Here is a 24126-nt window from a genome sequence, read left to right on the forward strand (position 1 = left end):
CGGGATGGGGTGGTCGGGACCGGGCGTCAGGCCCGGGCGGTGGCGCGGATCGCCGCCACGCGTTCTCGACGCAGTGCCGGGATCGGTGGGACCGGGAGGGGGTCGAGGCGGGTCCCCAGCGCCGTCTCGAGCAGGAAGTCGGCCAGCCCGGGGTTGCGGGCCAACACCGGACCGTGCGGGTAGGTGCCGACGACCGACCCCTGGACGGCGCCCTCGGTGCCCGAGCCGTCGCCGTTGCCGATGCCGATCTCGACGTCGGCCAGCGGAGCGGCGTCCGGCCCCAGCGTGGTCATCCCGCCGTGGTTCTCGAACCCGGTGACCAGGGTGTCCTCATCCGTCAGCGGAGTGACATCGCCGGGCAGCGGCCGCAGCCGGGTGAGGATCTCCCCGACGGCGCGCCGGTCGCTACGCCGGGTGGTGATGTCGAGCAGCCCCAGCCCGGGCATCACCTCGTCGTGTTCCCCGATGGTGAAGGTGTTGCCGAGGATCTGGTAGCCCGCGCACACCGCGAAGACGACCGCGCCGCGGTCGGCGGCCCGGTGCAGGGTGCCCTCCTGCTGGAGGAGGCGTACGGCGGTGGTCTGCGCGCCGTCCTCCCCGCCGCCCAGCAGGTAGAGGTCGGCGTCGTCGGGCAGCGGTCGGCCGGGCTCGGCGACGGTGAGGTGCGGTGCGAAGCCGCGCCACTGCAGCCGCTTCACCAGCACGGTGGCGTTGCCGCGGTCCCCGTAGATGCCCAGCAGGGACTGGTAGACGAGGACGAGGTGGACGGGGCGGGTCATGCCAGGCCTCCGAGCTTGCGCAGCTTCTGGAACGGGGTGTAGGTCGAGAGTACGTCGACGTGGCGTCCCAGATCGGTGAGCGCGGCGGCGAGATCGGTGATCACCGTGCACTCCACCTCCGCGTACGCCAGCCGGACCGCGAGGTCCTGGGCCCGCGGACCGGTCGCGATGACCCGCTTGCCGGCCAGCTGTTCGTAGTCGACGTCCCACATCCAGGACAGGTCCCGGCCGTCCGCGGCGACGGCGTCGATGGCCAGCACGACGGTGTCGGACTGCAGCAGGGGCAGCGCCTCGTGCCAGCCGGCCGGGTTCTTCGCCAGCAGCAGCCGGGCGGAGGTGGTGCCGTACCGTGTCGTCGCGAACCGGCCGGCCGGGGAGGTGACGGTCCGCATCCCCGCCAGGGCCTCCTCGACGCCGACGCCGAGTTGTTCGGCGGCCGCGAGGGCGCAGGCGGCATTGCCGATGTTGAACCCGCCCGGGACCTGCAGCTGCGGATCGTGGGCCACCCCGTGCCGGTCGATGATCTGTCCGTTCTCCACCCGGATCGCGGCGATCGGCTCGGTCATCGAGCAGGCCGGACAGTCCCAGTCGCCCGGATCGCCGGTCTCCGGGTGCGGGTTCGTCCGCAGCAGGATCGCGCCGCACTCGGGACACATGGTGGCGTCCTCCTGCCAGGTCGAGGCGGTGTCGACCCACACCACCCGGTGGGCGGCCCGGGCCGCCCACACCACCAGCGGTTCCTCGGCGTTGGCGACCACCACCGGCCCGTCATCACCGGCGGCGGCCAGGGCGTCACGCCAGGACCGGGCCAGCTTCTTGATCTCGTGGTTGCGGTCCAGCTGGTCGCGGGAGAAGTTCAGCAGCACCAGGACCTCGGGCCGGCCGAGTCGGAGGATGTCGGCGACCACCCGCTCGTCGGTCTCCAGGACGGCGATGTCGGCCCGCGGCGCCTGCGAGAGGGCCGAGGCGATGCCGTAGTGGAGGTTCGCCCCGTCGGCGTTGGTGACCACCCGTTCGGCGTCGTGAGCTCCGAGACCCTCCCGGACGGCTGCCGCCAGCAGGTGGGTGGTGGTGGTCTTGCCGTTGGTGCCGGAGACCGCCGCGATCCGGCGGCCCCGCAACAGCTTGGCGAGAGCCTCGGGATCGATCCGGGTCATCACCTGGCCGCGGATGGAGGCGCCGGACCCCTTGCCGGTCAGCCGCGACAGGGTGGCCGCCAGCCGGCCCGCGCCCACCGCCGTCGCCAGCCGGAGCCGGGAAGTGGGGCTGAGCCTGGACGGCGCCCCCGGATGCTCGAGAGTCGATGCCATGGGCCCTATTGTCCACCACGCCCACCGCCGGTCCGTCCAGCGACCTTTCCCGTTGCCGGAACCCCGCTCCCGGCACGGCGGGGACAGGGATAAACTCCGGCTCACCGCAACGAAGGGGGCCGACCGTGAGCATCGAGAGTGCCACACGCGTCGATGTGGTGGGCGGCGTGTCGGTGGAGACGGTGCTGAGCGTCGACCGGCTCCCGGCCCCGGGGCAGGCCGTCGTCGCCCCACCGGTGGTCCCCGGGCTGGGTGGACGCGGTGCGAACCAGGCCGTGGCGGTGGCGCGGACCGGGGTCGAGGCCCGTCTGGTCGCGGCGATCGGCGACGATCCGGAGGGCCGCGAGCTGCTCGGTGAGCTGGCCGGCTTCGGCGTGTCCACCGAGCTCGTCTCGGTGCACCGCGGCGCCCGGACCGGGCGCAGCTTCCGGCTGGTCGCCCCGGGCGGGCATCGTACGGTCCTCATCCCGGGCGCGAACGAGCTGACCGATGTGGCGGCCGTCCACGATGTCGCCGACCGGCTGGCGACATCGGCCGTGGTGCTGCTCCAGGGCCAGGTCGGGGCGGCGGTGGTCGAGGAGACGATCCGGCTGGCGGCCGGCTGGCCGGGCCGGTTGGTCTACAACGCGGCGCCGGTGGCGGAGATCGACCCCGACCTGTACGCCGTGGTGGGGGTGCTGGTGGTCAACGAGAACGAGGCCGCGGCGCTGTGCGGCGTCCCGGTCTCCGACGATGTCGGCGACATCGAGGAGATGGCGGTCCAGCTGGCCGCACGCGGCCGGTCGGTGGTGGTGAGCATGGGGGCCGACGGCGCCGTGGTGGTGCCGTCCCGCCGGCCGGTGGAGGTGATGCTGGCCGAGCACACCGAGGTGGTCGACCCGGCCGGAGCCGGGGACGCCTTCGTCGGCGTGCTCGCGGCCGGCCTGGCGGTCGGCATGGGGGTGCAGGAGGCCACCGCCGCGGCGGTGCGCCAGGCGACCCGGACCGTCGCCCGGCGGGGCGCCGTACGCTCCTATCCGACCTTCGAGTTCGACTAGGCCGTGCCGCGGGCTGCAGCCGGCCGGGAGTGTCGCCGGTCAGCCGGTCGGTGTCTCGGGCAGCACCCAGAAGCCAGGCGATCGCGGCCGGACAGTGGTGTTCTGCGAGGAGAGCAATCGGGCACCGGTGCGCGCCGCCAGGCCGGTGCCGAAGGCGTCCATGATCCGGTCATGGTTCCAGCTGAACACCGGCCGGGCGACCGGTGCCAGCGCCGACATCCAGCGCTTGGTCGTCTCGACCAGCCAGGCGAACCAGACCTCGAGCTCGCCGTCACCGCGCGACTCGAGCCCGAACCGTCCCCGTCCCTGGAGCTCGCCGGTGGCGAGGACATCAATGCTCCGCAGCGGCTCGAACGCGACTGCCTCCGTCTCGAACACCAGGTGGTACCCGGCCGGGGCCCGCACCGTGGACCGGTAGACGGGGCCGGTGCCGTCGTCCCCGTTCGCTGCTCGGACCACCTCGACCTGTCTGATCCAGGACCACCATTCCGGCCAGGCATCGACGGCCACGACGGTCGCCCACACGCTGTCCGGGTCTCCGGCGTACCGGTAGTTGCTGAGGAAGTGGTAGCGCGCGGTCATGGCGTCCCGTCCGGTCCGGCGAGCCCTGGGAGAGCTGCCCCGTCATCGGTGGACTCTACCGGGAAGACCCCTTCGCGGTGAAGGAGGAGGCGTAGTCCCGGGCGAACGCCTCGATGTCGCGAGCAGGGCGTCCGAGGATGTCGGGGACGGTGCTGGTGACGGCGGAGGCCTCGCCGGAGGCATAGTGCGCGTAGTCCTCGATGAGCCCGTCGACCTGCCAGCCGGGCAACACCCCGCTGAGCATCGCGGTGAACTGCTGGGGGTCGGTGTCGACGAAGCGGACGTCCCGCCCGGTCTCCTGGCCGAGGGCATCGGCGATCTGTGCGTGGGTGATCGCCGACGGGCCGGTTAACGTCAGCACGCCGAGCGGCCGGTCGGCGGTCAGTGCCGCGGCGGCCACTTCGCCGATGTCGCGCGCGTCGATGAGGCTCACGGCCGCAGCGCCGATCGGTGCGGCGAACATGCCCTGTGTCCGGATGAGGTCGGCGAAGGCAAGGATGCCCTGCATGAACAGGTTCGGACGCAGCACGGTCGCGCCGATACCGCTGGCCGCCAGATGTGCTTCCACGACCGCGTGATAGCGCAGGAAACGTACGGGTGAGTCGGGGCGCGCGGCGAACTGCGACAGCAGCACAAGATGACCGACGCCCGCCGCGGCGGCCAGATCGATGAAGCGTAGCTGCTGGGCTTCCGCATGCTCGCTGGAGGGGGTGACGAGGTAGGCGGCTCGGACCCCGTCCAGGGCGGCGCGCAGTGCATCGTCGTCGTCCAGATCGGCACGGACGGCGACCGCGGCCGGATCGGTGATCCGATCGGGGCGGCGGGTGAGCGCTCGATACCGGATGCCCCGGGCCGCAAGGGCGGTGGTGGTGTGGCGGCCTGTCGTCCCGGTGGCACCGGCGACGAGGATGTCGGGAGCGTCGGACATGGTGATGGACTTCCTTTCGTTAGTGACTGACTAGTCACTCACTCTACTCGACGAGAGAGTCTGGTCAAGGAGGGGGACAGGTGTGGTCTGGTCAAGGAGAGGGTGTGAGTGGACGGACTCCGCGTCAGTCGAGGTGACGGATGCCGCGAGTGAGCACCTCGGCCCACTTGCCGTCCGTGGGGGCGATGTCCGCGGTGACGATGAGATGGCACAGCTGGCCGAACGCGATGAAGGACTGCACCGCCGCATCGTCGGCCCCGGAGCAGGTGGACACGGTGCGAACGATGCGGACGATGCCGCCGCGCAGCGCCGCCCTGATCTCCTCGTCGTCGCGACCGGCCGACATCCCGTGAACCTGGAGAAGTAGCAGTGAACGGTCGCGGATGAGGTCTGCGTAGGCGTCACCCATGGCGTCGAGGATGGCCCGGGGCTCCTGGTCCTGGACGACTGCCGCCGCACTCCGCAGCACCTCGTCGATGCGCTCGAAGCCTCGGGTCAGTGCTGCCGCGAACAACTCGCTCTTGGACGGGAACAGCTTGAAGGCGTAGGCCGACGAGATGCCGGCAGCGCGCCCCACCTGCGCCACCGTCGAACCCGCATATCCGGTCTCGGCGAACACCTCGACGGCCGCCTCGACGAGCTCGGCGCGCCGCTGCTCGGCAGTCGAAAGAATGCGCGCGCCCATGTGAGTGACTCTACACTCACTGCCTCGGAGAGGGCCGAGCTGTGGACGGATCCTCCCGGCCACTGGCCGGCCACCTCAAGGAGCAGGGCGTGGGATCAGGGTCGCGGGATCCGGCGTCGCCGATCGGGCTTCGTCGATGGGCCGGGCTCCCAGGTGGCCACCCAGGGCCGGTCGTCCTCCTCGGTGAGGACGCCCTCCTCCAGGAAGAGATAGTCGCCGGCGAGGACCTTCCTCGCGGCCGACCGGTCGCTGGCATCGGAGTTGGACCACAGCGCGGTGAACAGCGCGTCGACGCGCACCCGGGCCTGCCGACAGAAGATCCCGGCCAGTTCCACGCCCTCGGGGCGTACGTCCCGCTCCGCTGTTGCCCGGACACAGGAGGCCGCCATCGCGAACAGTTCGGCGCCGATGTCGACGATCCGGCCCAGCACCGCCTGTCGGCGCTCCAGCGCCCCCTGCCAGCGCGCCATCCCGTAGAAGACGGAGCGGGCCAGCCGCCGGGTGGCGCGTTCGACATAGCGGAGGTGGCCGGCCAGTTCGCCGTACCGGGCGTACGAGGTGGCGATCATGCCGGGGCCGGTCACCAGCGTCGGCAGCCAGCCGGCGTAGAAGCCGGTGGCTCGCCCGACGGCCCGCAGCTTCTCCTGCCGGTTCGCCTCGGGATCGATGATGGCGCCGGCCACCGCGAGGTGGGCGTCCACCGCCTCCCGCGCGATCAGCAGGTGCATGATCTCGCTCGACCCCTCGAAGATCCGGTTGATCCGGATGTCGCGCAGCATCTGCTCGGCCCGGACCACCCGCTCGCCGCGGGCCGCCTGGGAGGCGGCCGTCTCGTAGCCGCGGCCGCCGCGGATCTGGACCACGTCGTCGGTGACCCGCCAGGCCATCTCCGAGGCGTAGAGCTTGAGCAGCGCCGCCTCGATCCGGATGTCGTTGGTCTCCTCATCGGCCAGCATCGCGCACAGGTCGAGCATCGACTCCAGCCCGTACGCGGTCCCGGCGATGAAGCCGATCCGGGTCGCGACCGCCTCGTGGGCCCCGACCGGGCGGCCCCACTGGACCCGGTGCGCACCCCAGCCCCGGACAGTCGCCAGCGCCCACTTGGTGTTGCCGACACACAGCGCCGGCAACGAGAGCCGCCCGGTGTTGAGCGTGGTGAGGGCGATCTTCAGGCCACGGCCCTCGGTACCGATGACGTTGGCGACCGGCACGAAGACGTCGTGGAAGCGGGTGACCGAGTTCTCCAGGCCGCGCAGGCCGACGAAGCTGTTGCGGTGCTCGACGGTGATGCCGGGGGAGTCGGCCTCGACGATGAAGGCGGTGATGCCGCCGGGGTGGCCCGTCGTCGCCGGCACCCGGGCCATCACCACCAGCAGTGAGGCCACCGTGCCGTTCGTGGCCCACAGCTTGACCCCGTTGAGCAGATAGCCGCTGCCGTCGTCGGTCGGGGTGGCGGAGGTGGCCAGCCGGGCCGGGTCGGAGCCGACATCGGGCTCGGTGAGCATGAAGGCCGACACCTCGCCGGCGGCGACCCGGGGCAGGTAGGTCCGCTTCTGCTCCGCCGAGCCGAACATCGCCACCGGCTGGGGGACCCCGATCGACTGGTGGGCGCTCAGCAGCGCCGCCAGCGATGGGCTCACCGAGCCGACAAGGGCCAGCGCCCGGAGGTAGTAGAGGTGGGTCAGGCCGAGCCCGCCGTACGCCGTGGGGACGGTCATCCCGAACGCCCCGACCTCCGCCATGCTGACGAACACCTCGTCGGGGATCCGGTCGTCGCGCTCGATCGCCGCGCCGTCGACGGTACGGAGCCGGTCGGCGAGCCGGGTGAGGAAGGCCTCGCCGACAGCTCGATCCGGCGCGCCGGGGGTCGGCCATGGCTCGATCAGATCGAGGCGGAGCCGGCCGAGGAAGAGCTCACGTCCGAAGCTGGGCCGGGTCCACTCCTGTTCCCGGGCCGCCTCGGCGACCGTCCGTGCCTCACGCTCACTGGGACCCGGGCCGGTGTCGGCCGGGCGGGCCTGCTGCTGGGTGGTCATGACCGCCTCCACGTCGGCAACCTGATCCATCCACGGTACCCGCCGGATCGGCGACCGGCAGGCCTTCCCGGGCGGGCGCCGGCCGCACAGGTCCGGCCAACTGGATCCCGTTTTGGGATGCATCGATGTAAGGTGGGGCCATGAGTACGCAGATCGCGGTCCGCCTGCCCGATCAGGTCGTGGACTTCCTCGATCGGGTCGTTGCGGAGGGTGCGGCGCCGAGCCGTGCGGCAGTCGTCACCGCTGCGCTCGAGCGCGAGATGCGGCGTCTCGCCGCGGAGCGGGACGCGGCGATCCTGTGGCAGGAAGGTCCTGCAGACGATCTCGACCCGTTGGTGGACTGGACCGTCGGGCGCGTCACGACAGCGGACTGACCGGTGCGGGAGATCTGCCTGGTCCGGTTGGACAAGACCAGGCCGGCGGTGGTGCTGACCCGCGAGGCGGCCCGGGCCGCGATGACCAAGGTGACCGTTGCTCCGATCACGTCCACCGTCAAAGGGCTGTCCAGCGAGGTGCCGGTCGGGCCGGCCAACGGATTGGATCACGTCGGCGCGATTTCCCTCGACAACGTCGTCACTGTTCCGGTCAGTCTCCTCGGCCGTACGATCGGCTTCCTCACCGCTGATCAGGAGATCCGCCTCGCCCGGGCCGTGGTGCTCGCGTACGACCTCGACCTGCCGCTGCTCGGCGGCTGAGCGTCGCACCCGGACCGTCCGCCTTCCGGAGAGGCCCTAGCTCCAACAGGGTCCGGGGCGCCTGGGGGGAGGGGAGTTTCGGCGTGCGGGTGGAGTCCCTCTGGAGGCGCGCTGCTACTGGCCGCCCAGTTCCTCTGGCCGCCCAGTTCCTCGGGGAGAGCTATCCATCGGTGAGGCGGTCCGCAGTGAGGGCGAGGGTGGCGTAGTTCATGGTGAAGTGGCCGCCGTGTTCGTCGATGACGTTTCCGAGTCCGTCGAGGAGGGCTGTGAGTCGGTCGGCGGGGATGCGATTGTGGCCTCCCGCCGTCGGGACCTGGTCGAGCCATGCCTCTCGGGTGATGGTGGCCTGCCAGTCGAGACGGAGCCGTCCGGGTTCGGTGAAGGCCCCGGTGTCGCGGATGCCGGCGGCGGCGCGGGCGAGGATCTGCTCGTAGCCGTCGACGGCCGAGACGCCGCCCGCCCAGGGGGTGAACGGGAGGCCGGTGTCCACCGAGCGGTGGACCTCGCCGAACGCGGCGGCGATCTGTGGTTCGGGGTCGCCGATGTTCCAGAACAGGGCGATCCGCCCGCCCGGGCGCAGCAGGCCGGCTGCCTTGATGGCGCCGGCTGCCGGGTCGATCCAGTGCCAGGTCTGTCCGGCGACCACCGCGTCGAACCGGGCTCCGTGGGAGTCCCAGTCTTCGAAGCGGGCGACGTGAGTCTCGAAGCCGCGGGAGCGGGCCAGCTCGGCCATGCGTGCGTCGACTTCCACGCCGAGGACATCGGCGCCGGCGTCGCGGAAGGGGAGCGCGGAGAGGCCGGTGCCGATGCCGACGTCGAGGACTCGCTTGCCGGGGAGACCGGCGAGGATCGCATCGGCGAGAGCCTGCGGGTAGCGGGGCCGGGCGCGGTCGTAGCGGTCGGCGTCGGAGCCGAATGATTCGGCGATCTCGCGGTGCCGGTGGGGTAGGGGCTCGGGGGAAGCCACGGGTAGAGTGACCATGTGCCCACTCTAAGTGGGCGTGCGCTCATTTGTCGATGGTGTGCAGGAGGATTTATGCCGACCGGTGTGGCGTTGCACGATGCGCGGGCGCGCCTGTTCGCCGCCGCCGAGCGGGTCCTGGTGCGGGACGGTGCTGGCGGGCTGACCAGCCGCGCCGTGACCGAGGAGGCCGGAGTCGCCAAGGGTGTGTTGCACCGCCACTTCGCGGACTTCGATGACTTCCTGGCCGAGCTGGTCCGCGATCGCATCGCCCGGCTTACGGCAGAGGCCGGCGAACTACGGGAGGCGTCAGGCTCGGCCACACTGGTCTCGAACCTGGTCGAGGTGTTCACCGGCATCTTCGCCCCGGTGAACCTGGGGCTGGTGGGCATCGTGATGACCCGGGACGAGCTGCGGTCACGGCTGCGGGCGACGACACCGCGCGGCATCCCGATCCTCACCGAGGCCACCGCCGGTCTGTCTGCCTATCTGGAGGCTGAGCGGCGCCTCGGTCGCATCACAGCAGACACAGACATCGACGTGCTCGCACTGACACTCATCGGGACCGGTCACCTGCTGTTCGCGGGTGAACGTGGTGGGCCACCGGACGCCTCGGCCGTCCGCGAAGTGGTCGAGGCGATCATTGTCGGGGCCGAGCCCGGGGTTCGTCCTTGAAGGATCAACCGGCGGTCGCCCTGGTCAGCGTGCTGTGCACCTGTTCGGCGTCAGACCCACCGTCTAGACGTCGATGACCACCGAAGACCCGCCACCTCTTGACGCAGTGCCGGGTCAGCGAAGTCGGAGCAGGCGTCGAGGAGGACTTGGAAGTCCTCTGGCGTCGCCGGCTCGAGACGTTGCTTGCGGCGCCAGACCTCCCATTTCCGCTGGGCGCCGTCCACCATCCCGTCCAGCATCGTGGCCAGCGGAGCGAGCCCCACCTGTCGATGATCTGCAACTGCGGTCAGCGACTGCATCATGACGTCACCGGAGAGGTCTGTCCCGGTGGCCAGCGACGCGATGTCCACGAAGTCGCGCCACCGGGTGTTCGCAGTGCCGCGTTCCAACGCAATAATGATCTTCTCCGCCAGGACCATGGTCACCGGGTAGGCCAGAACGTCGATCTCACCGCCCAACAGCCTCGGAAGCCCTGTCCTCATCGGCGCGGGCCACGACGGGTCGCCGAAGTTGAGGTCCACGTGGAACGGAATTCTCGCGGTCGCCAACCGTGCGACGACGTGGACTCGGACACCGTGGTAGTCCGACTCGTCCCGGATCTCCTCACCGCGCACCGAGCTGGCATCGAAGTCAAGGCCATCTTCGAAATCAAGGGCAGCGATCGAGCGGACGCATTCCTCGGCCTCGGTGATCTCGTTGGGGAAGCCGGAAGCAGCCAGGTCGATGTCTCGGGTTGGGCGCCGAGCCGAGAATGCCGCCAACAGGACGCCGCCCTTGAGGACCAGGTGGTCGGCGTACCGGGACACAGCCAGCCGTGCGACGAACCCCTCCAGCGCGTAGAGGGAGAAATACTCGGCCGCATCACGGCCCTGGCGCCTGGTCAGGTTCCTCAGGTCGTTGTATGCCCGCCCTGGAGCGGTGTCCCGACGTGGAGACGGACTCATGCCAGGACTTCCAGTGCGGAGCGGATCGCGGGGTACGCCTTCGGGAAGGACTTCGCGACAGCAAGAAGAGCCGACGGATGGTGACCCGGCTGTCTCAGCCACCGCTTGAGAGCGGTGATCGCGGCGTCACTTCCGTGATCATGTGCGAGCCGGAAGGCGTCGATGATCGACCGCTCGGCCGAGTAGGCGAACAAACCATCCTCCTGATCCAGCGCCTCCCGTCCGATCTGGAACGTCGCGCGGTCGAAGCTATGCCACGTGACATGACCGAACCCCGCCGGGTGCCGAACACCTCTGGGCAATGCGATGTCGGAGCCAAACGGGATCTCATCGCTCAGACCGTGACGGACCAGTGCGCTGGTCAAGCACATCGTCGCCAACGGCTGGACAGCCGTCGCCGCCGCGAGGGATTCCAGGGTCGGGTCGAGCGATCCGACGACGATGAAGACACCACGTCCCATACGTTCGAACTCACCGGCACCGACACGCTCATAGACCTGGTCCTTGCGAAGCCCGGCCTCACGTGCGCCAGCAAGGGTGAACGCTCCCGACAACACACTCACGACTCCTCCTAACTGTCTACAGGTCGAGACTACATGTCAGCAGTTAGGAATTCCGGAGCGGGGCGTCGGGTCGCGCCGACGGCGTGAAGGCTCCAGCCTCCGATCGTTCGGAAGTCACCTTGTGGCCCGTATCTGCCCGTCACATCCTCCAGGCACGTCATTGATGGCGGAAGGAGCGAGCCTGCGGGCCACCGCTCGCCGACTCGGAGTCGCTCACACGACGCTCCAGCGAGCACTGCGACGGGCGGAGAGATAGCCGACGTCGCCATTTCGCACCACCCGAGACTACCGACGTGGGCGCGCGCACCCACTCGATCACCATCGCGCACCATGCCCGAACACGTCTCTGACCAGTGCTTATACAAAAACGAATCGACCCCGACCTGAAAGCCGGAGCCGATTCAGGGTGCCTGCGTAGCACGTTCGGCAACTTTTCCCCGAAGGCGGATACGCTGGTCAGGCGCCTGAACCGAGGGGTCTACCGGGCCTGCAACCGGCCCCAAGACACCGCTCCGGTGGACCATCGAGGCCCCGTAGTGAGGACTGTCGGGACGGCTCAAACTTTTCTCACCGCTTCCCAGGTCGACCACCTGGTTGCCGACTATGCGGCCGGATCTGGCGTCCAGGAGCTGGCGGAGAAGTATGGTATCCACCGCGCCACCGTCTTCGCGCACCTCCAGCGACGTAAGGTGCCGAGGCGGCGTCCAGGGCTCAGTGAGCACGAACAGGCCGAGGCGGTGCGCCTGTCACGGAAGGGCATGTCGATGCGGGCGATCGGACGACACGTGGGCGTGGACCGCAAGGCCGTGCGCGTAGCGCTTGTCCAGGCTGGAGCGATCGAACCCGCCCGCAGCATCTGATCCACAGAGGAAGAAGTCCCCCGAGTCAACCTCAAAGTACTGTCAAGTTTGACCGTGGTTTGTTACGATGGACCAAAGAGCGGAGGTGTTTGACAATGTCACGCATGATCACACGACCGGTTGCCGACATCATCGAGCAGTTAGAGCTCGATGGCGACACGATCGTGACGGTTGACCGACTCGCCTCGGTGATGGACGAGGTCGGTGCAACGGGCTCTCCCCGGATGCTCGCGTATGAGCTTCAGCGCGACGGCTGGCTGGGCACACTCCGTTCACGGGGTGCGTGGGAGTTCCTCCCCGGTTCTCGCGCTGGCTCCTATTCCTCCGGTGACCGTTTCCTGGAGTTCCGGGCCCAACACGCGCTCCGAACGGGGTGGCCCGGCGTTCTCGCGATGGAATCGTCGGCCAGTCTGCTCGGGCTGGCACAGCGCATCCCCGACCGAGAGGTCATCGCCCTGCCCGATGATGCGGCGTTCCCAAAGGCGATGAATGGACAGTGGCGCTGCGTCCGCATTGAGATTCCCAACGAAGGCGTCACAGTGATCAACGACTTGCCAACCTGGGATCGGGAGGGTCTACTCGTCGGCATCGGCATCCGCCCGTCCGGATACAAGGACACCCCCGGACTGGGACAATGGCTGTCGGATCCGCCCTTCGATGTCGACACCGACAAGGTCCTTCGCCTCCTGGCATCGGGGAGTGCCGCTGCCAGACAACGCACGGCCTATCTGCTCCAGGCCTCTGGCAACCGTGAGGCCGCCCAAAAGATTGTCGACGCAAATCCACCTACCGAAACAGCTTGGATCGGGCCGCGCAGTCAGGGCGGACGATACGACCCCGTCACAAGGGTCAGCGACACCCGCCTCCACCCCTACCTCAGCGTCGGAGGCGGGTCATGAGCCGCATCACCGAGGGGCACTTGGTCCGGCACTACCAGGGCGCAAAGGGCGGGCGAGACGCCGCTCTGCTCGACATCGCCCAGGATCACGCACTGTTCCTCCTGCACCAGGCTGGCCTGTTCAACCAGGGCTTGGTCTTCAAAGGCGGCACCGCACTTCGCAAGTTCCGTGCAGGAAACTCTGGCCGATTTTCCACCGACCTCGACTTCACCGCTCCCGGCGACGATCTACCGCTTGCCGCACTGGAAGCACTGGACGGCGCGGGGTTGGACGGATTCTCCTTCGCCGTCGAGAACCTCGGGGATGACGGGCGGCGTGGAGACCTGAGGATCGAGACGCCCTTCGAAAGACCCAACCTCGGCGCGAAGATCGAGTTCGCCCGCCACCGACTCAGCCTCACACCGGATGTCTTGGATCCCATCCGGCTTCCCATCCACAGCCGCTACGACTTCACCGTACCGCCCACTCCCGTGATCAGAACCGAGGAAGCGATCGCGGAGAAACTGGCCAGGTTCCGCAGGGTTTCGTTGGCTCGCGATCTCTATGATCTCCAGTGGTACGCGACCAATGGCATCATGAATGAGCCGCTCGTCAGACGCCTGTGGGTGCTCAAGGTCTATCGTGACGTCGTCGCCGATGGTCGGGGCACTCCTCCGATTGAACCCGACGACATCCTTGCAGCAAGGACCTCCAGCGACTTCCGACCTGAAGACATCGGCTACCTCACCAAGCCCGCCCGAATTGACGAATGGATCGCGTGAAGCGCCCCAGGTTCTCTGCCGCCCTCATACGGGTTGCGGCTCTCGGTTGAGGGTCGCGTAGTGGGCGGTCTCGAACTCCACAGGGCTGATCATGCCAAGGGACCCGTGTAGGCGTCTCTGGTTGTACCAGTCGACCCAGCCGGCGGTCGCGTACTCGACGTCCGCCAGGGTCTTGTAGGGCCCGTCGTGGAAGACGGTGGTGCGGATGCACTCGGCTTTGTAGAGGCCGTTGATGGTCTCCATCAGCGCGTTGTCATAGGCGTCGCCCACTGATCCGATCGAGGGATGGATGTCCTCGATTCCCAGATGCTCAGTCAACCTGATCGAGGTGTACTGGGACCCTGCGTCGGAGTGGTGGATCAGCTCCTTGGCAACGACCGGGTGGCCGTCGTGGTCACGCTGCCAGAGCGCCATCCGCAGTGGGATCATCACCAGGTCGGTCTCCTTCGAGGTCGAGGCGTGCCAGGCCACGATCCGTTGGGAGAACACGTCCACGATGAACGCAACGTAGACCCATGCCGGGGACCACGTCCTGACGTAGGTGAAGTCGGTCACCCAGACCCGGTTCGGCGCCGGCGCGGTGAAGTCACGGTTGAGCAGGTCACCGGCACGGATCCCGTCCTTGGCCGGGATCGTGGTCCGGACGCCCTTGTCGCGCCTGATCCCGGACAGGCCGAGGGTGCGCATGGCCCGGTCCACGCTGCCTGCCGACGCCCCCGCGAGCCGTTGTCGGCGGACCAGCGCGGTCATCTTCCGGCGCCCGTAGAGGCCTTCGGGGGTCAACTTGAGTCGACCCGTCCTCGTGCACCGGGCCCAGGCGAGGTCGCGCACCACGTCGACCACTTGCGCATCACTGATGGTGCGGGCGGCGAGGTGGAGGTGCCCGTTGCGCCAGGCCCGGTAGGTCCGTGCGGCGATCTGGCAGCCCTGCTCGCGCAGGACCCGGCAGATCGACTCGACCGCATGACCCTCGGCGCGCAGGGTGTCGATGAACCCCATCATCACCGGTTGCGGGGGTCGAGTTCCCCCACGAAGAAAGATGTCGCGGCCTTCAGAATGGCCACGTCCTCACGCAGCCGGCGGTTCTCGGCCTTCAGCCGCTTGATCTCCTCGGCCTCCTCGCTGGTCACCCCGGGCCGTTGGCCGGTGTCGACCTCGGCCTGGATCACCCACCGGCGCACCGTCTCCTTGCCCACCCCCAGCTGCTTGGCCACGGCCTGGCTGGCGGCCGTCAACGTCGGGTACTCACCACGGTGTTCGGTCACCAAGCGCACCGCTCTGGCCCTCAACTCCGGATCGATCTTCTTCGGCATGCTGCTCATCCTCCTGCACTCAAACAGGAGCGGCATCAAACCTCGGACGCTTCACGCGACCGTCCGCACACGCTACGCATTCCTTGCCGACCTCGACGCCGACGAATACCGCTGGACACAGTGCAACGGCGGCGACCGCCACGAAGTCGAGACCACCCTGGCCACGATCGAACCGACGAAGAGGCATCCATGATCGAACTGACCGACAAGGACGTCAGGCACCGATTCGCCGCCGTAGCTGGATTGCAGGCAGGACTCGAAGCCGTCCTGATCGACAAAGTGCGGGTTGTCATCTACGACGACACCGCCGAACGAGCTTGGCTCAACACAAGTCAGTCAACCGTACCGCGCTGGCCCAAGAGCTGATGCGCATCGCCGTCCCCGACGCCCGAAGTTTTTGAGAGAAGTCCGGCTCCGACGTTGAGACGTCGGAGCCGGAGGCCGGGTGCCTGAGTAGCACGTTCGGCAACTCCGCCCCCAAGACAAAAATCCTGGTCAGCCGCCTAGACCGTGGGGTCTACGAGGTCTCCCGACGTCCCCAGGATACCGCTCCGAAGGACGATCGTGGCCCCGTCGTGAGGACTGTCGAGACGGCTCAAACTTTTCTCACCGCCTCCGAGGTGGATGCGCTCGTCGGCGACTACCTGGCCGGGATGAGCGTCAAGGCCCTCGCCGAGAGGTACGGTATCCACCGCGCCACCGTGTTCGCTCACCTACGTCGCCGCAACGTGCCGAGCCGCCGACCAGGGCTCGGGATCGACGAGAAGGCCGAGGCCGTGCGCCTCGCACGCGCGGGCGTCTCGATGCGCGCGATCGGCCGCCGGATGGGCGTGGACCGCAAGGCCGTGCGCGCAGCACTGGTCGAGGCTGGACTCATTGCGGATGAGTCCGCCAGCAGTTCGTAGCGCCGCTCTGGGCCGCTGATGGCGCAGAGGGTTTCGGCGGACATCGTCGCTCCCGACGTGTCTCAGCCCGGAGAGCGAGGCGTGCAGCTACCGTTGGAGACGAACGACTGCTCTCGCCAGTTCGGCACCGAGGGCGTGGATCGCCGGACGGAGCACGAGAGCAGGGCTGGATATGGCTTACGAGCAGCTACCGATAGTCGAGGTCGACCTCGAACAGCTCCTTCTCGACCTGGAGAACTACCGCATACCGACACGCCGCGACGACGAAGCAGGTGCGCTGAAGTACCTGTTTGCATCCGAGGACGTCCTCGGAGCGGCGCGCCTGATCCTCCGTGACGGCTACTTCGACAACGAAGTCCCGATCGTGACGTCGGCATCAGCGTCCGGCGGTAGCTCCCCATACACCGTGCTGGAAGGCAACCGTCGAGTTAGCGCGCTCAAGGCGCTTCAGGACCCGACGATCGTGCCCGGCCATGAGGCAGAGATTCGCGCGCTGCTGAAGCGGTACGCAGTGGAGGCGGAGAATCTCCCCGAACGAATCCGTGTCATCGTCGCTCCCGACCGGGCGACGGCTGCACCTCACGTCGCGAGGTTGCACACCGGCATCTCGAAGAGGCGCTGGAGTCGCGATCAGCAGGCAACCTTCTACTATTCGCTCGTCGACGAGCAGACCACGGTCGACGATGTGAAGGCACAGTACCCGGATGTCGAGGTTGCCAGGTTCATGCGGATGGCCGTGATGCGGCGCTTCCTCAGCGCAGCGCCATTCTCCGATCACACCCTCCGGCAGTACGCCGCAAGTGACGACCTGGCGATGTCGGCCTTCGAGTATGCCTACCGAAGCAAGGAGATTGCCTCCGCGATCGGTGTCGAGTTCGACAAGGATGGCATGCTTCTGCCGCGGGCCTCGACGCCTGAGAAGATCGCTGTGAAGTTGACGAAGAAGAAGCTCAATGCTTTGGAGTACCTTGTCAGCGAGTTCCGTGCAGGGCGTCTCAACACTCGCTCACCAGAGTTCAAGAAGCGCAACCAGGAGTATCAGTCCCTGGTGGATCGCCTCAACGGCGTATCGACTGCGGCTCCGCCCCAACCAGCGCCGCCCACTCCTCCCGTGCAACCGACGCCATCCGGGCCGTCCCAAGGTGGCGCGTCCGGCGCGCCCGGTGGCCCCAACACTGGCGGGAGTGGTGCTGCTCCGAACCCACCCGGCCCTCCTGGCGGCACGGGCAGCCGTGGACCCAACCATCCAGACACGAAGGACACGCTTGATCTGTCGGGGCTGGACTACGAGAACGCGCCGCTGAATCTCAAGCTGCGATACTTCGAGTTGCGCAAGATCAGCCTCTCGAATCTCCCTATCGCGGCCGCGATCCTCATGCGCTCAGTATTGGAGGCCACCATCAAGGTCCATTTCGAGGGCTCTCCAACCCCCGCCACTGGACAGTTGAGCGATGTATTCAAGCGCGTGGTGCAGGCCTATGGACAAGAGAAGTCGCTCAAGTCAGGCATTAGTGCTATCCAGTCGGGTAACGCGCACAAGCACGGATCGATCCAGTGGTTCAACCTCATCGCGCACAGTGCCGATGCTTCCGTGAGTGCGGATGACGTCCGGCAGGCATGGAAGGTCGTGAACCCGCTGCTTAGGCGCTTGTTGCGCCCGCCATCGCAGACGTCGTCTGCAACGACTTGATCGCCCGCGCGACAGACGGGGATGCCACGAGCAGCTCTTCCGCCTGGCCCGGATACCTGGCGGAGTAGGTGAGTTCCAGTCGGCACTGGAACTGATCTCGATACAGTTTCTCGATCAGCGGGGCTGTGTCATAGGTCATCAACCAGTGTGCACTTTCAACGGAGTTGACGATCGTCGAGAGTGCCTTGTGGTCTCGTCCGTCGAAGGCATTGAGATAGAGTTGCGAGCCTGCTTGCACGTAGGGCGGGTCGATGTACATGAATGACCGGTCATCGTGAGAGTACTGCTGGATCACAGTCCGGCCATCCAGATCAGAGACCGTGATTCGATCCGCTAGAGCACCGATCGCAGTCAACCGCTCGACGAGTGTGAGCCGGTTGAATCGCGCATCAATCTTGTATTTTCCCTCCTGGCGCTGGCCGCCGATAACGCCGGCGTTCAGAATCCCGGAGCGATTGGTTCGATTCAAGAAAAAGAACGCGAAGCCCAGGCGCAGTGCATCGCGCTCGTCCCGTGAGCGATATACGTCGCGCTGGCGCTGCCACTCGTCGATCGTGAGTGGTGTTGACGCCACCATTTCTACGAACTCTGCGTTGTTGCCAACGACGGACTTCCAGAAGGCGTGGACGGCTGGGTCGATGTCGTTGACTACCAAGTGTTGGACGATGCCCTCGCGCAGAAGCGCGATCCCCGCGCCCACACCTCCGGCGTAGGGTTCGATGTAGCGGGCGTCCTTGATGCCAAGAATGTCGATGATGTCAGCGAAGAAGCCAGCGAGCGCAGCTTTTCCGCCGGGGTATCGCAATGGTGAGAGTGTGCCGTATCGGCGTGACCCGATGACACGCAGGCTGTCAGTCATTGGAGTCCTTCCTTGCCCGGTGTGCGGCAACACGGCAGCGGGCTGAGCAGAAGCGAGCGTCACCTCGTCCGAGGAAGGCTTGGTCGCAGTGCTCGCAATCTCGCCATGCCTCTCGGCGGCGTAGGCGTTCATGGCGTAACGCGCGATCAAGCTCGGTGAGCCCCACGTCACTCAGGCTGCCTAGACGCTTCATGTTACGGATAGTACTCGTTACAGATCACATCGTGGTTCGCCACGCGGACGCTCCCGCGAATAGGCCGTTCTTCGGAGTCCGCCGGGTGAATCTCCGTAGCTGCGCCCGTTTCGCCTCACTCGGGAGAGGACCCCTGAGCAGGGTGGGTGTCCGCGAGGCTCGGTCCGCGCACCTCGTCGGTAACGAACGCCGAGAGGAACCGAAGATGGCCAGTTTGAGTGATGTCGCGAGCGACGAGCGCACCGCGAGGATGGTGCTGTCGATGCTCGTCGAGCCCAACGACCCGGTGACAGGACGCATCTTGTCCAGGCTCGGAGCAGTCGAAACGCTTTGGCTGGCTGAACACGACGGTGCAGTAGGCGGGCTGAGCCCGGTGGACGCGCAGGTCTGGCGCGACCACCTCAGCGCGCCAGGCGCAACGGAACTGACCGCGCGCATCGACCAGGTGCAGCAATCGGGCGTTCGCGCGCTCATCCCAGGCGATAGCGATTGGCCCACCGCCGTCGATGATCTCGGTGAAGTCGCCCCCTACGTTCTGTGGACTCGCGGCGCGTCGTCCTTCCTCTCGCGCCCGGTGAGCGATCTTGTCACGATCACAGGCGCTCGGGCCTGTACCTCCTATGGCGAATACGTCGCCGGGGAACTCGCCAGCTCCGTTGCCGCCGACGAACGAGTTGTCGTCGCGGGAGGCGCCTACGGGATCGAGGGCGCGTCGCACCAGGCCGCGCTCGCCGCAGGTGGCGACACGATCGCCATCTTCGCCAACGGAGTTGATCGCCCGTACCCTGTCGGCCATCGCGACCTGCTCGATCGCGTCGCCGATGTCGGCCTTCTCGTTAGCGAGGTTCCGCCCGGTGCCGTTCCAACCCGACACCGGGTCATCGCCCGCGCACGACTGATGGCTGCGCTGTCCTCCGCGTCGGTCATCGTCGAGGCGGGCGCGCGATCAGGGTCACTGCTGGTTGCCCAGCGGGCCACCGAGCTCGGCCGACGTGTCGGTGCCGTCCCCGGTCCAGTCACGAGCGCCGCGAGTGTTGGGCCGCATCGTTTGCTGCGCGATGGCATCGCGTCCTTGGTGGCGGACACTTCGGACCTCACCAAGCTGGTGGAACGGTGCCAGGTGTCACGAGAGCGACTCGACAGGGAGCATGTCCGTCTGCCTTCGCCTGCTCCGACTCGCACGCTCTAGCGGGCCAGTCGGTAGTTAGGACGACTGGCCCTGAACTCAGCGAGAGCTTCGAGCGAGCTCACCCAGTGGCACACCCTCGGAGAGCTCCTGCTGCTGCCGCTGCGCGCGATACTCATGGGCACGAGCCCTTGCGAGGAGAACGACACTCACGGGGCCGATGGCCAGCATCTTGAGAGCGTTCCAGATGCAGAGCAGGACCACGAGGTGGAGCCATCCTGGGCGGCCGTTCTCGATGAGTGTGGTGCACCAGAAGGCGATGGCCAGATATGGGCCGGCGAGCAGCATCGCTGGCATGCCCCACTTCAGCCCCTTCCTGGTGCGGATCAGGTCGAGCAGGACGTTGCTCGGCATGTAGCGACGCAGGAAATAGCGGACCTCGGCGCTGGCTGTCCACAGTAGGCGGATCATGATGGGCTCCTCTCAACACGCGAGTCGTTGTCGAGACGGTGCGTGGAGAGTGACCCGAAGGTCTGCCGCGAGCGGCCCAAAGGTAAGGAGAAATCCGCCTCACCTTCAAGGCTACGCCCCAGTCATGACATTGGGAAGGGTCAGATGCTGCGCCCAGGCCCGGGCTGGTCGCGCCTGACGGCCTGGAGATCGACCTCTGCCTGACGGCTCTCATCAGCGACCAGCTGACGTACCTTGTCGAGCGCGGAGCGCGCTCGGGCGGCGTCGATCTTCTGCGCGGCCGACTCGGGCGGGGCACCGATGGGCGCGTCGTCGGTGATGCGGTACCGGTCTCGGTAGGCCGCGACTACGCGGGCGGCCTTGCGCCAGGTCGTGGCTCGTCGTCGGTCGGTGGGCGGCGTTCCAAGTGTCTTCGTCCACGGTGCACCCTCGGCAAGTGCGGCTTCGAGTGTGGCGTCGGCGCGTGCCTCGATAAGTTCCTCTCGCTCGTCGAGAGCGGCTCGCATCTCGACGTCGATGACGCCGTGCGCCTGCGGGATGAGGCCGGCGATGAGTCGGGCTGGCTTGCGAGTCCGGCCTGAGCCTGCTGGACGTGCGGTCGTCCGCTCGACCCTGTAGTGGAGGACGGCGGCGATGTCGTCGGCGTCATCGAATCCTCGCGCGGCCACGAGGCGCGGCAAGAGCGCATCAAGGTTGTGGTGGTTGGCCTCGGCGCGGCGAAGTTCAGCGGCAAGGGGGCCGAATGCTTCGGATTCGATGGCGCTCTCGGCCTGTTCGTCGGTGAGCCCGGAGCAGCGGACGAGGGCAGCCCAGCGGTCGTGTTGGGCTGCGGCGGCAATGGTCTCGTACTCGGCGGCGAGCTGGGCGATCGAGCCCCACTGCTCCTGCTCGGCGACGATGGTCTCGTGCGCCGAGAGTTCGGCACCGCTGTGCTGCAGAACTCCGTAGAGCACGCTTCGCGCGGTGGCATGCGGGTCGTCGCCAGGGTGCGGCTGGGCATGGTCGTCGGAGCGGTCGAGGGTCACGTAGGCGTGGTTTGCGTGCCGTCCTCGGGTCATCGCGACGTAGAAGGTCTCTCTCGTCGAGGTCGGTTCGACCAGGACGTGCGCGGTGTCGGTCGTGATGCCTTGGGCGCGGTACGCGGTGACTGCGTAGCCGAGATCGACATGCTCGGCCACATACGACGTTGGAAGCACGATACTGCCGCCGAACCTGCGTCCACGCCTGCGAGCCCTGATGGTTCCGTCGTCGCGCACAGTGGTGCCGGTTCCGTAGTCGCGTGCGATGGTGATGGTCCCGTCGTCGCCGACGGCGGTGACGGTCCAGATGTCGCCGTTGCGCACCCAGTCACGCCCGGTCAGGGTGCGTAGGTTCCGGTTGTTGCGTCGCGTGATGATGGTGTCGCCGACGCCTGCGGCGGTGCCGTCGCGCAGCTCGACTTCACGGTCGGGGTTCAGCGTCTTGTTGAGGATCAGGTCTGCTCGGGCGCGACGGTTCAGCGTGGTCACGTCTTCGTGGGTTTCGGCGATCAGTACCGAGACCAGTCCTGCGTCGCGGTCGGCGCGCCAGGCGTTGTAGGCGGCATCGGTCATGGCCTCGCCATCGCCGTCGGTGACGCGCTGGTGAGCGAGGTAGGTGTCGATAGCCGCCGTGCGCCCGTGACGCAGCTCGAGCGAGGCGGTCTTCTCCCAGGCGTGGGTGAAGCGGTGAACATCGACCAGTTCGGGGGTGTCGGCCCGGTCTCTGGCGATCATCGCGAACGCACCGCCCGCATCCACGGATTGCAGTTGGGCGTAGTCGCCGACCAGCAGCACCTTCGCGCCAGCGTCCTGGGCGAGGTGGGTGAGGCGGTCCAGTGACAGGGTGCCAGCGAGGGAGGCTTCGTCGATGATGACGAGCTGGCCCGCCTCGAACGTGGTGCCGTGGAGAAGGTGGTTCTGCCACCACTTCGCCGTGTTCTCGGTCGCGATCCCGAGATCGTCAGCGAGAACCTGAGCAGCAACCGCTGACGGCGCGAGACCGACGACGGAACCGGAGCCGTGCTCGGCTTCCCATGCGCGGCGGAGCGCGTTCATGGCGGTAGTCTTGCCCGCCCCGGCGGGACCGACCAGTACGTCGAGCATCCGTCCCGACACCGCGATCCGGGTCAAGGCGTCGGCCTGGTCGTCGCCGAGCATCCGACCGTCCGCATCGGGTCTGCGCGTGATCTTCTCAATGGTTGACAGCGGCACCGTCGGCCCGCCGAGGTTGGCGGCTCGTTCGAGGAGTCTGTCCTCGGCCGCGAGCTGGGCCTCGGAGGTGAACACCGTCGAGCTTTTCGGTCGGAACACCGAGGTGCCGTCGGGACGACGGAACACGACGGGCGAGGCGGCGAGTTCGGGCGGGGTCAAGCGAAGCGAAGCGAACTCGGCGGCATCGGCAACCATGGCGACGATGGCTTCCCGGTCGTGCATGGTGGCGAAGCGCCAGCCCATCGTCTGCCGGGATGCCTCGGCCATGAGATTCCAGCGTCGCCAGGTCGAGCGCTTCTCACCGACCACCTCGACGACCGAACGCCCAATCTCGCCAATGACATCGAGCGGTACGTCGTCGGCACGCAGCAGGAGCGGCTTGTCGTTGTCGGTCACCTCGCGCGCCCACGTCGTCGCATCCCGCCCCAACGACTTCGTGGCGCGCTCCCGCCATTCGACGGTGAGGTCAGCCAAGGACCGAACCTGCTTCTCGGGCCGAGTCGCGAGTGTGGCTTGAGCTCGCAATTTCATGATCGCCGCTGGTGTCGGGCGTCGTCCGTGCGCTGCGACGTACTTGGCGATGAGGCGATCGGTCTCGGCGTTGATGTGACGCGCGCGGGTAGAGAACTCGGCGATCAGTTCCTCGGGCACTCCAGTGATCGCCCATGCAGGGTTGTGGTCGCGGCCCATCTCTCGGGCCTCCCATGAGACGCCGAAGGTGCGTGTCATGTGGTCGGCGAACACGGCTTCGTGGAGTTCGGAGAGCGCGACGACGGCGGTGTGCATGGGTCTGCCGTCGAGCGAGCGCCATTTGCCGTCGAGGACGGTCTTGGCCTTGTTGCTGATGACGACGTGCGTGTGGAGGTGGGGGTCGCCGGCGCGGGAGTCGAAGTGATCGAAGGCGGTCGCGATGAGCCCGGTGACATCGACCTGCGCAACCGCGCCGTCTCCGGCGGTTGCGCCCGTGCGCGTGGCTGCAACCTCGCGTTCCATGAACGCAACCACCTCCGCAACCGCGCGATGATGCGCCTCGGCGATGAGTGCTTGTACCCCGGCGTCGGCGACTGCCCACAACACGCTCGCGGACTTCGGGATCGAGAAGGTGAAGTCGAAGCCCGCCACAGCACGCCGTGTACTTCGGGCTGTCTCCTCGGCAACGATCTGCGCGACGGCCTCTCCCTTGGCGCCGGGGGTCATGGTCGGTTCGAGGTCGGCGATCCGCGCTTCGATTCGCTGCTCCTGGTTCTTGTATGCCGCGAAGCCCAGGCCGAGCTTGTCGCCGGTGATCGGATCACAGCCTGTGCCCATGAGGAGCTGGAGTTGGTGTTCCGATACTCGGTCGCCCACCTGAATCTCGCCCTTGCCGAGGGCCGCTACGCCTGCGCCGAGCCAGCGGCCGGGCGGTGTGCCTTCTTCCATGTAGTAGCGGGTAAGCGGCGTCGAGAGCGGCCTGTTGCCGTCGGCTGCCGCGACGGTCTTGAGCAGGTACTTGTAGCCGTCACCTGCCGACATCACGCGCATCGAAACCGTCATGCCCACCTCCGCTCCTGCCGGGCAGGTGAGCACCCTCACCCGGTGACTTCTGAAGCGGTCATGGCCGGCTCAACCTCGACCTGCAAGAGG

Annotated in this window: 25 protein-coding genes and 1 other annotated feature; of the genes, 12 read left to right on the forward strand and 13 right to left on the reverse strand. The window is 67.6% G+C overall.

What is annotated here, in order from left to right; translation table 11 throughout:
* Window positions 1–26: 26 nt before the first annotated feature.
* Together R0145_RS05170 and R0145_RS05175 are read right to left on the reverse strand one after the other, a co-directional pair.
* Window positions 27–779 (reverse strand): glutamine amidotransferase, encoded by a 753-nt coding sequence (locus tag R0145_RS05170; protein WP_317839352.1) that lies wholly within the window; start codon window positions 777–779, stop codon window positions 27–29.
* A complete protein-coding gene (locus R0145_RS05175; RefSeq protein WP_317840150.1) occupies window positions 776–1936 on the reverse strand; it encodes a Mur ligase family protein in 1161 nt (386 codons plus the stop codon). The genes R0145_RS05170 and R0145_RS05175 overlap by 4 nt, the downstream gene beginning before the upstream one ends.
* Before the next feature lie 278 nt (window positions 1937–2214).
* On the opposite strand from R0145_RS05175, the gene R0145_RS05180 reads away from it, so the two are divergent.
* Complete coding sequence (locus tag R0145_RS05180) at window positions 2215–3126, forward strand: ribokinase (RefSeq protein ID WP_317839353.1); 912 nt, start codon at window positions 2215–2217, stop codon at window positions 3124–3126.
* 39 nt (window positions 3127–3165) lie between these two features.
* On the opposite strand, the gene R0145_RS05185 is transcribed toward R0145_RS05180, so the two are convergent.
* The 4 genes from R0145_RS05185 to R0145_RS05200 form a co-directional block, all read right to left on the reverse strand.
* A complete protein-coding gene (locus R0145_RS05185; RefSeq protein ID WP_317839354.1) occupies window positions 3166–3708 on the reverse strand; it encodes an SRPBCC family protein in 543 nt (180 codons plus the stop codon).
* 55 nt (window positions 3709–3763) lie between these two features.
* Window positions 3764–4636 (reverse strand): NmrA family NAD(P)-binding protein, encoded by an 873-nt coding sequence (locus R0145_RS05190; protein WP_317839356.1) that lies wholly within the window; start codon window positions 4634–4636, stop codon window positions 3764–3766.
* 124 nt (window positions 4637–4760) lie between these two features.
* Complete coding sequence (locus R0145_RS05195; RefSeq protein WP_317839357.1) at window positions 4761–5321, reverse strand: TetR/AcrR family transcriptional regulator; 561 nt, start codon at window positions 5319–5321, stop codon at window positions 4761–4763.
* A 95-nt stretch (window positions 5322–5416) separates the two neighbouring features.
* Window positions 5417–7357: an acyl-CoA dehydrogenase family protein gene (locus R0145_RS05200; protein WP_317839358.1), complete on the reverse strand. Its 1941-nt coding sequence runs from the start codon at window positions 7355–7357 to the stop codon at window positions 5417–5419.
* A gap of 140 nt (window positions 7358–7497) precedes the next feature.
* Between R0145_RS05200 and R0145_RS05205 the strand changes: the two genes are divergently transcribed.
* Both R0145_RS05205 and R0145_RS05210 read left to right on the forward strand, forming a co-directional pair.
* Window positions 7498–7731, forward strand: coding sequence for a ribbon-helix-helix domain-containing protein (locus R0145_RS05205; protein ID WP_317839359.1), 234 nt, complete (start codon window positions 7498–7500; stop codon window positions 7729–7731).
* Between the two features lie 3 nt (window positions 7732–7734).
* Window positions 7735–8052, forward strand: coding sequence for a type II toxin-antitoxin system PemK/MazF family toxin (locus tag R0145_RS05210; protein WP_317839360.1), 318 nt, complete (start codon window positions 7735–7737; stop codon window positions 8050–8052).
* Between the two features lie 160 nt (window positions 8053–8212).
* Here R0145_RS05210 and R0145_RS05215 read toward each other — a convergent pair whose 3' ends face one another.
* Window positions 8213–9034 (reverse strand): class I SAM-dependent methyltransferase, encoded by an 822-nt coding sequence (locus tag R0145_RS05215; RefSeq protein ID WP_317839361.1) that lies wholly within the window; start codon window positions 9032–9034, stop codon window positions 8213–8215.
* 54 nt (window positions 9035–9088) lie between these two features.
* On the opposite strand from R0145_RS05215, the gene R0145_RS05220 reads away from it, so the two are divergent.
* Window positions 9089–9688 (forward strand): TetR/AcrR family transcriptional regulator, encoded by a 600-nt coding sequence (locus R0145_RS05220; RefSeq protein WP_317839362.1) that lies wholly within the window; start codon window positions 9089–9091, stop codon window positions 9686–9688.
* A 50-nt stretch (window positions 9689–9738) separates the two neighbouring features.
* Here R0145_RS05220 and R0145_RS05225 read toward each other — a convergent pair whose 3' ends face one another.
* A complete protein-coding gene (locus tag R0145_RS05225; RefSeq protein ID WP_317839363.1) occupies window positions 9739–10632 on the reverse strand; it encodes a nucleotidyl transferase AbiEii/AbiGii toxin family protein in 894 nt (297 codons plus the stop codon).
* Window positions 10629–11195: a hypothetical protein gene (locus tag R0145_RS05230; protein WP_317839364.1), complete on the reverse strand. Its 567-nt coding sequence runs from the start codon at window positions 11193–11195 to the stop codon at window positions 10629–10631. The genes R0145_RS05225 and R0145_RS05230 overlap by 4 nt, the downstream gene beginning before the upstream one ends.
* A gap of 163 nt (window positions 11196–11358) precedes the next feature.
* On the opposite strand from R0145_RS05230, the gene R0145_RS18365 reads away from it, so the two are divergent.
* The 3 genes from R0145_RS18365 (at window position 11359) to R0145_RS05240 (ending at window position 13715) form a co-directional block, all read left to right on the forward strand.
* Entirely contained in the window at window positions 11359–11451 is a 93-nt protein-coding gene (locus R0145_RS18365; protein ID WP_411742076.1) for a helix-turn-helix domain-containing protein, read from the forward strand.
* Between the two features lie 708 nt (window positions 11452–12159).
* Window positions 12160–12954, forward strand: a complete 795-nt coding sequence (locus R0145_RS05235) for a hypothetical protein (protein ID WP_317839365.1) — start codon at window positions 12160–12162, stop codon at window positions 12952–12954.
* A complete protein-coding gene (locus tag R0145_RS05240; protein WP_317839366.1) occupies window positions 12951–13715 on the forward strand; it encodes a nucleotidyl transferase AbiEii/AbiGii toxin family protein in 765 nt (254 codons plus the stop codon). The genes R0145_RS05235 and R0145_RS05240 overlap by 4 nt, the downstream gene beginning before the upstream one ends.
* A 24-nt stretch (window positions 13716–13739) precedes the next feature.
* On the opposite strand, the gene R0145_RS05245 is transcribed toward R0145_RS05240, so the two are convergent.
* Window positions 13740–15028, reverse strand: a protein-coding gene (locus R0145_RS05245) for an IS3 family transposase (RefSeq protein WP_317839367.1) whose coding sequence is annotated in 2 segments (ribosomal slippage) — window positions 13740–14755 and window positions 14755–15028 — 1290 coding nt in all. Because the reading frame shifts where the segments join, the coding sequence is not laid out codon by codon here.
* Window positions 14625–14759 (reverse strand) — a sequence feature (AL1L pseudoknot). Its footprint overlaps the gene before it by 135 nt.
* Here R0145_RS05245 and R0145_RS05250 point away from each other — a divergent pair.
* The 4 genes from R0145_RS05250 (at window position 15027) to R0145_RS05265 (ending at window position 17623) form a co-directional block, all read left to right on the forward strand.
* Window positions 15027–15221, forward strand: a complete 195-nt coding sequence (locus tag R0145_RS05250) for a hypothetical protein (protein ID WP_317839368.1) — start codon at window positions 15027–15029, stop codon at window positions 15219–15221. The genes R0145_RS05245 and R0145_RS05250 overlap by 2 nt on opposite strands.
* The gene (locus tag R0145_RS05255; protein ID WP_317839369.1) at window positions 15218–15394 is read left to right on the forward strand and encodes a hypothetical protein; all 177 of its coding nucleotides are present in this window, start codon (window positions 15218–15220) and stop codon (window positions 15392–15394) included. Before R0145_RS05250 ends, R0145_RS05255 begins: the two co-directional genes overlap by 4 nt.
* A gap of 209 nt (window positions 15395–15603) precedes the next feature.
* Window positions 15604–15933 carry a hypothetical protein gene (locus R0145_RS05260; RefSeq protein WP_245787872.1) on the forward strand — a complete coding sequence of 110 codons (330 nt, stop codon included), beginning with the start codon at window positions 15604–15606 and terminating at the stop codon, window positions 15931–15933.
* Window positions 15934–16105: 172 nt separating this feature from the next.
* Entirely contained in the window at window positions 16106–17623 is a 1518-nt protein-coding gene (locus R0145_RS05265; RefSeq protein WP_073186125.1) for a hypothetical protein, read from the forward strand.
* Here the strand turns inward: R0145_RS05265 and R0145_RS05270 are convergent.
* Window positions 17574–18614: a DNA adenine methylase gene (locus tag R0145_RS05270; protein ID WP_300148879.1), complete on the reverse strand. Its 1041-nt coding sequence runs from the start codon at window positions 18612–18614 to the stop codon at window positions 17574–17576. The genes R0145_RS05265 and R0145_RS05270 overlap by 50 nt on opposite strands.
* Before the next feature lie 266 nt (window positions 18615–18880).
* On the opposite strand from R0145_RS05270, the gene R0145_RS05275 reads away from it, so the two are divergent.
* Complete coding sequence (locus tag R0145_RS05275) at window positions 18881–19864, forward strand: DNA-processing protein DprA (protein WP_300148877.1); 984 nt, start codon at window positions 18881–18883, stop codon at window positions 19862–19864.
* Between the two features lie 36 nt (window positions 19865–19900).
* On the opposite strand, the gene R0145_RS05280 is transcribed toward R0145_RS05275, so the two are convergent.
* Window positions 19901–20272 (reverse strand): sulfate permease, encoded by a 372-nt coding sequence (locus R0145_RS05280; protein WP_317839370.1) that lies wholly within the window; start codon window positions 20270–20272, stop codon window positions 19901–19903.
* Window positions 20273–20412: 140 nt separating this feature from the next.
* Window positions 20413–24036, reverse strand: a complete 3624-nt coding sequence (gene mobF / locus R0145_RS05285) for a MobF family relaxase (RefSeq protein WP_317840151.1) — start codon at window positions 24034–24036, stop codon at window positions 20413–20415.
* Window positions 24037–24126 lie beyond the last annotated feature (90 nt).

The sequence above is a fragment of the Raineyella sp. W15-4 genome (assembly GCF_033170155.1).
Lineage (GTDB): Bacteria > Actinomycetota > Actinomycetes > Propionibacteriales > Propionibacteriaceae > Raineyella.

What these genes read in the sequence shown, in the direction of transcription:
- R0145_RS05280 (WP_317839370.1), bottom strand. Translation starts at nt 20,272, where the DNA reads ATGATCCGCCTACTGTGGACAGCCAGCGCCGAGGTCCGCTATTTCCTG.
- R0145_RS05235 (WP_317839365.1), top strand. Translation starts at nt 12,160, where the DNA reads ATGATCACACGACCGGTTGCCGACATCATCGAGCAGTTAGAGCTCGAT.
- R0145_RS05255 (WP_317839369.1), top strand. Translation starts at nt 15,218, where the DNA reads ATGATCGAACTGACCGACAAGGACGTCAGGCACCGATTCGCCGCCGTA.
- R0145_RS05175 (WP_317840150.1), bottom strand. Translation starts at nt 1,936, where the DNA reads ATGACCCGGATCGATCCCGAGGCTCTCGCCAAGCTGTTGCGGGGCCGC.
- R0145_RS05220 (WP_317839362.1), top strand. Translation starts at nt 9,089, where the DNA reads ATGCCGACCGGTGTGGCGTTGCACGATGCGCGGGCGCGCCTGTTCGCC.
- R0145_RS05205 (WP_317839359.1), top strand. Translation starts at nt 7,498, where the DNA reads ATGAGTACGCAGATCGCGGTCCGCCTGCCCGATCAGGTCGTGGACTTC.
- R0145_RS05265 (WP_073186125.1), top strand. Translation starts at nt 16,106, where the DNA reads ATGGCTTACGAGCAGCTACCGATAGTCGAGGTCGACCTCGAACAGCTC.
- R0145_RS05225 (WP_317839363.1), bottom strand. Translation starts at nt 10,632, where the DNA reads ATGAGTCCGTCTCCACGTCGGGACACCGCTCCAGGGCGGGCATACAAC.
- R0145_RS05190 (WP_317839356.1), bottom strand. Translation starts at nt 4,636, where the DNA reads ATGTCCGACGCTCCCGACATCCTCGTCGCCGGTGCCACCGGGACGACA.
- R0145_RS05215 (WP_317839361.1), bottom strand. Translation starts at nt 9,034, where the DNA reads ATGGTCACTCTACCCGTGGCTTCCCCCGAGCCCCTACCCCACCGGCAC.
- R0145_RS05195 (WP_317839357.1), bottom strand. Translation starts at nt 5,321, where the DNA reads ATGGGCGCGCGCATTCTTTCGACTGCCGAGCAGCGGCGCGCCGAGCTC.
- R0145_RS05200 (WP_317839358.1), bottom strand. Translation starts at nt 7,357, where the DNA reads ATGACCACCCAGCAGCAGGCCCGCCCGGCCGACACCGGCCCGGGTCCC.
- R0145_RS05185 (WP_317839354.1), bottom strand. Translation starts at nt 3,708, where the DNA reads ATGACCGCGCGCTACCACTTCCTCAGCAACTACCGGTACGCCGGAGAC.
- R0145_RS05170 (WP_317839352.1), bottom strand. Translation starts at nt 779, where the DNA reads ATGACCCGCCCCGTCCACCTCGTCCTCGTCTACCAGTCCCTGCTGGGC.
- mobF (WP_317840151.1), bottom strand. Translation starts at nt 24,036, where the DNA reads ATGACGGTTTCGATGCGCGTGATGTCGGCAGGTGACGGCTACAAGTAC.
- R0145_RS05270 (WP_300148879.1), bottom strand. Translation starts at nt 18,614, where the DNA reads ATGAACGCCTACGCCGCCGAGAGGCATGGCGAGATTGCGAGCACTGCG.
- R0145_RS05240 (WP_317839366.1), top strand. Translation starts at nt 12,951, where the DNA reads ATGAGCCGCATCACCGAGGGGCACTTGGTCCGGCACTACCAGGGCGCA.
- R0145_RS18365 (WP_411742076.1), top strand. Translation starts at nt 11,359, where the DNA reads ATGGCGGAAGGAGCGAGCCTGCGGGCCACCGCTCGCCGACTCGGAGTC.
- R0145_RS05250 (WP_317839368.1), top strand. Translation starts at nt 15,027, where the DNA reads ATGCTGCTCATCCTCCTGCACTCAAACAGGAGCGGCATCAAACCTCGG.
- R0145_RS05275 (WP_300148877.1), top strand. Translation starts at nt 18,881, where the DNA reads ATGGCCAGTTTGAGTGATGTCGCGAGCGACGAGCGCACCGCGAGGATG.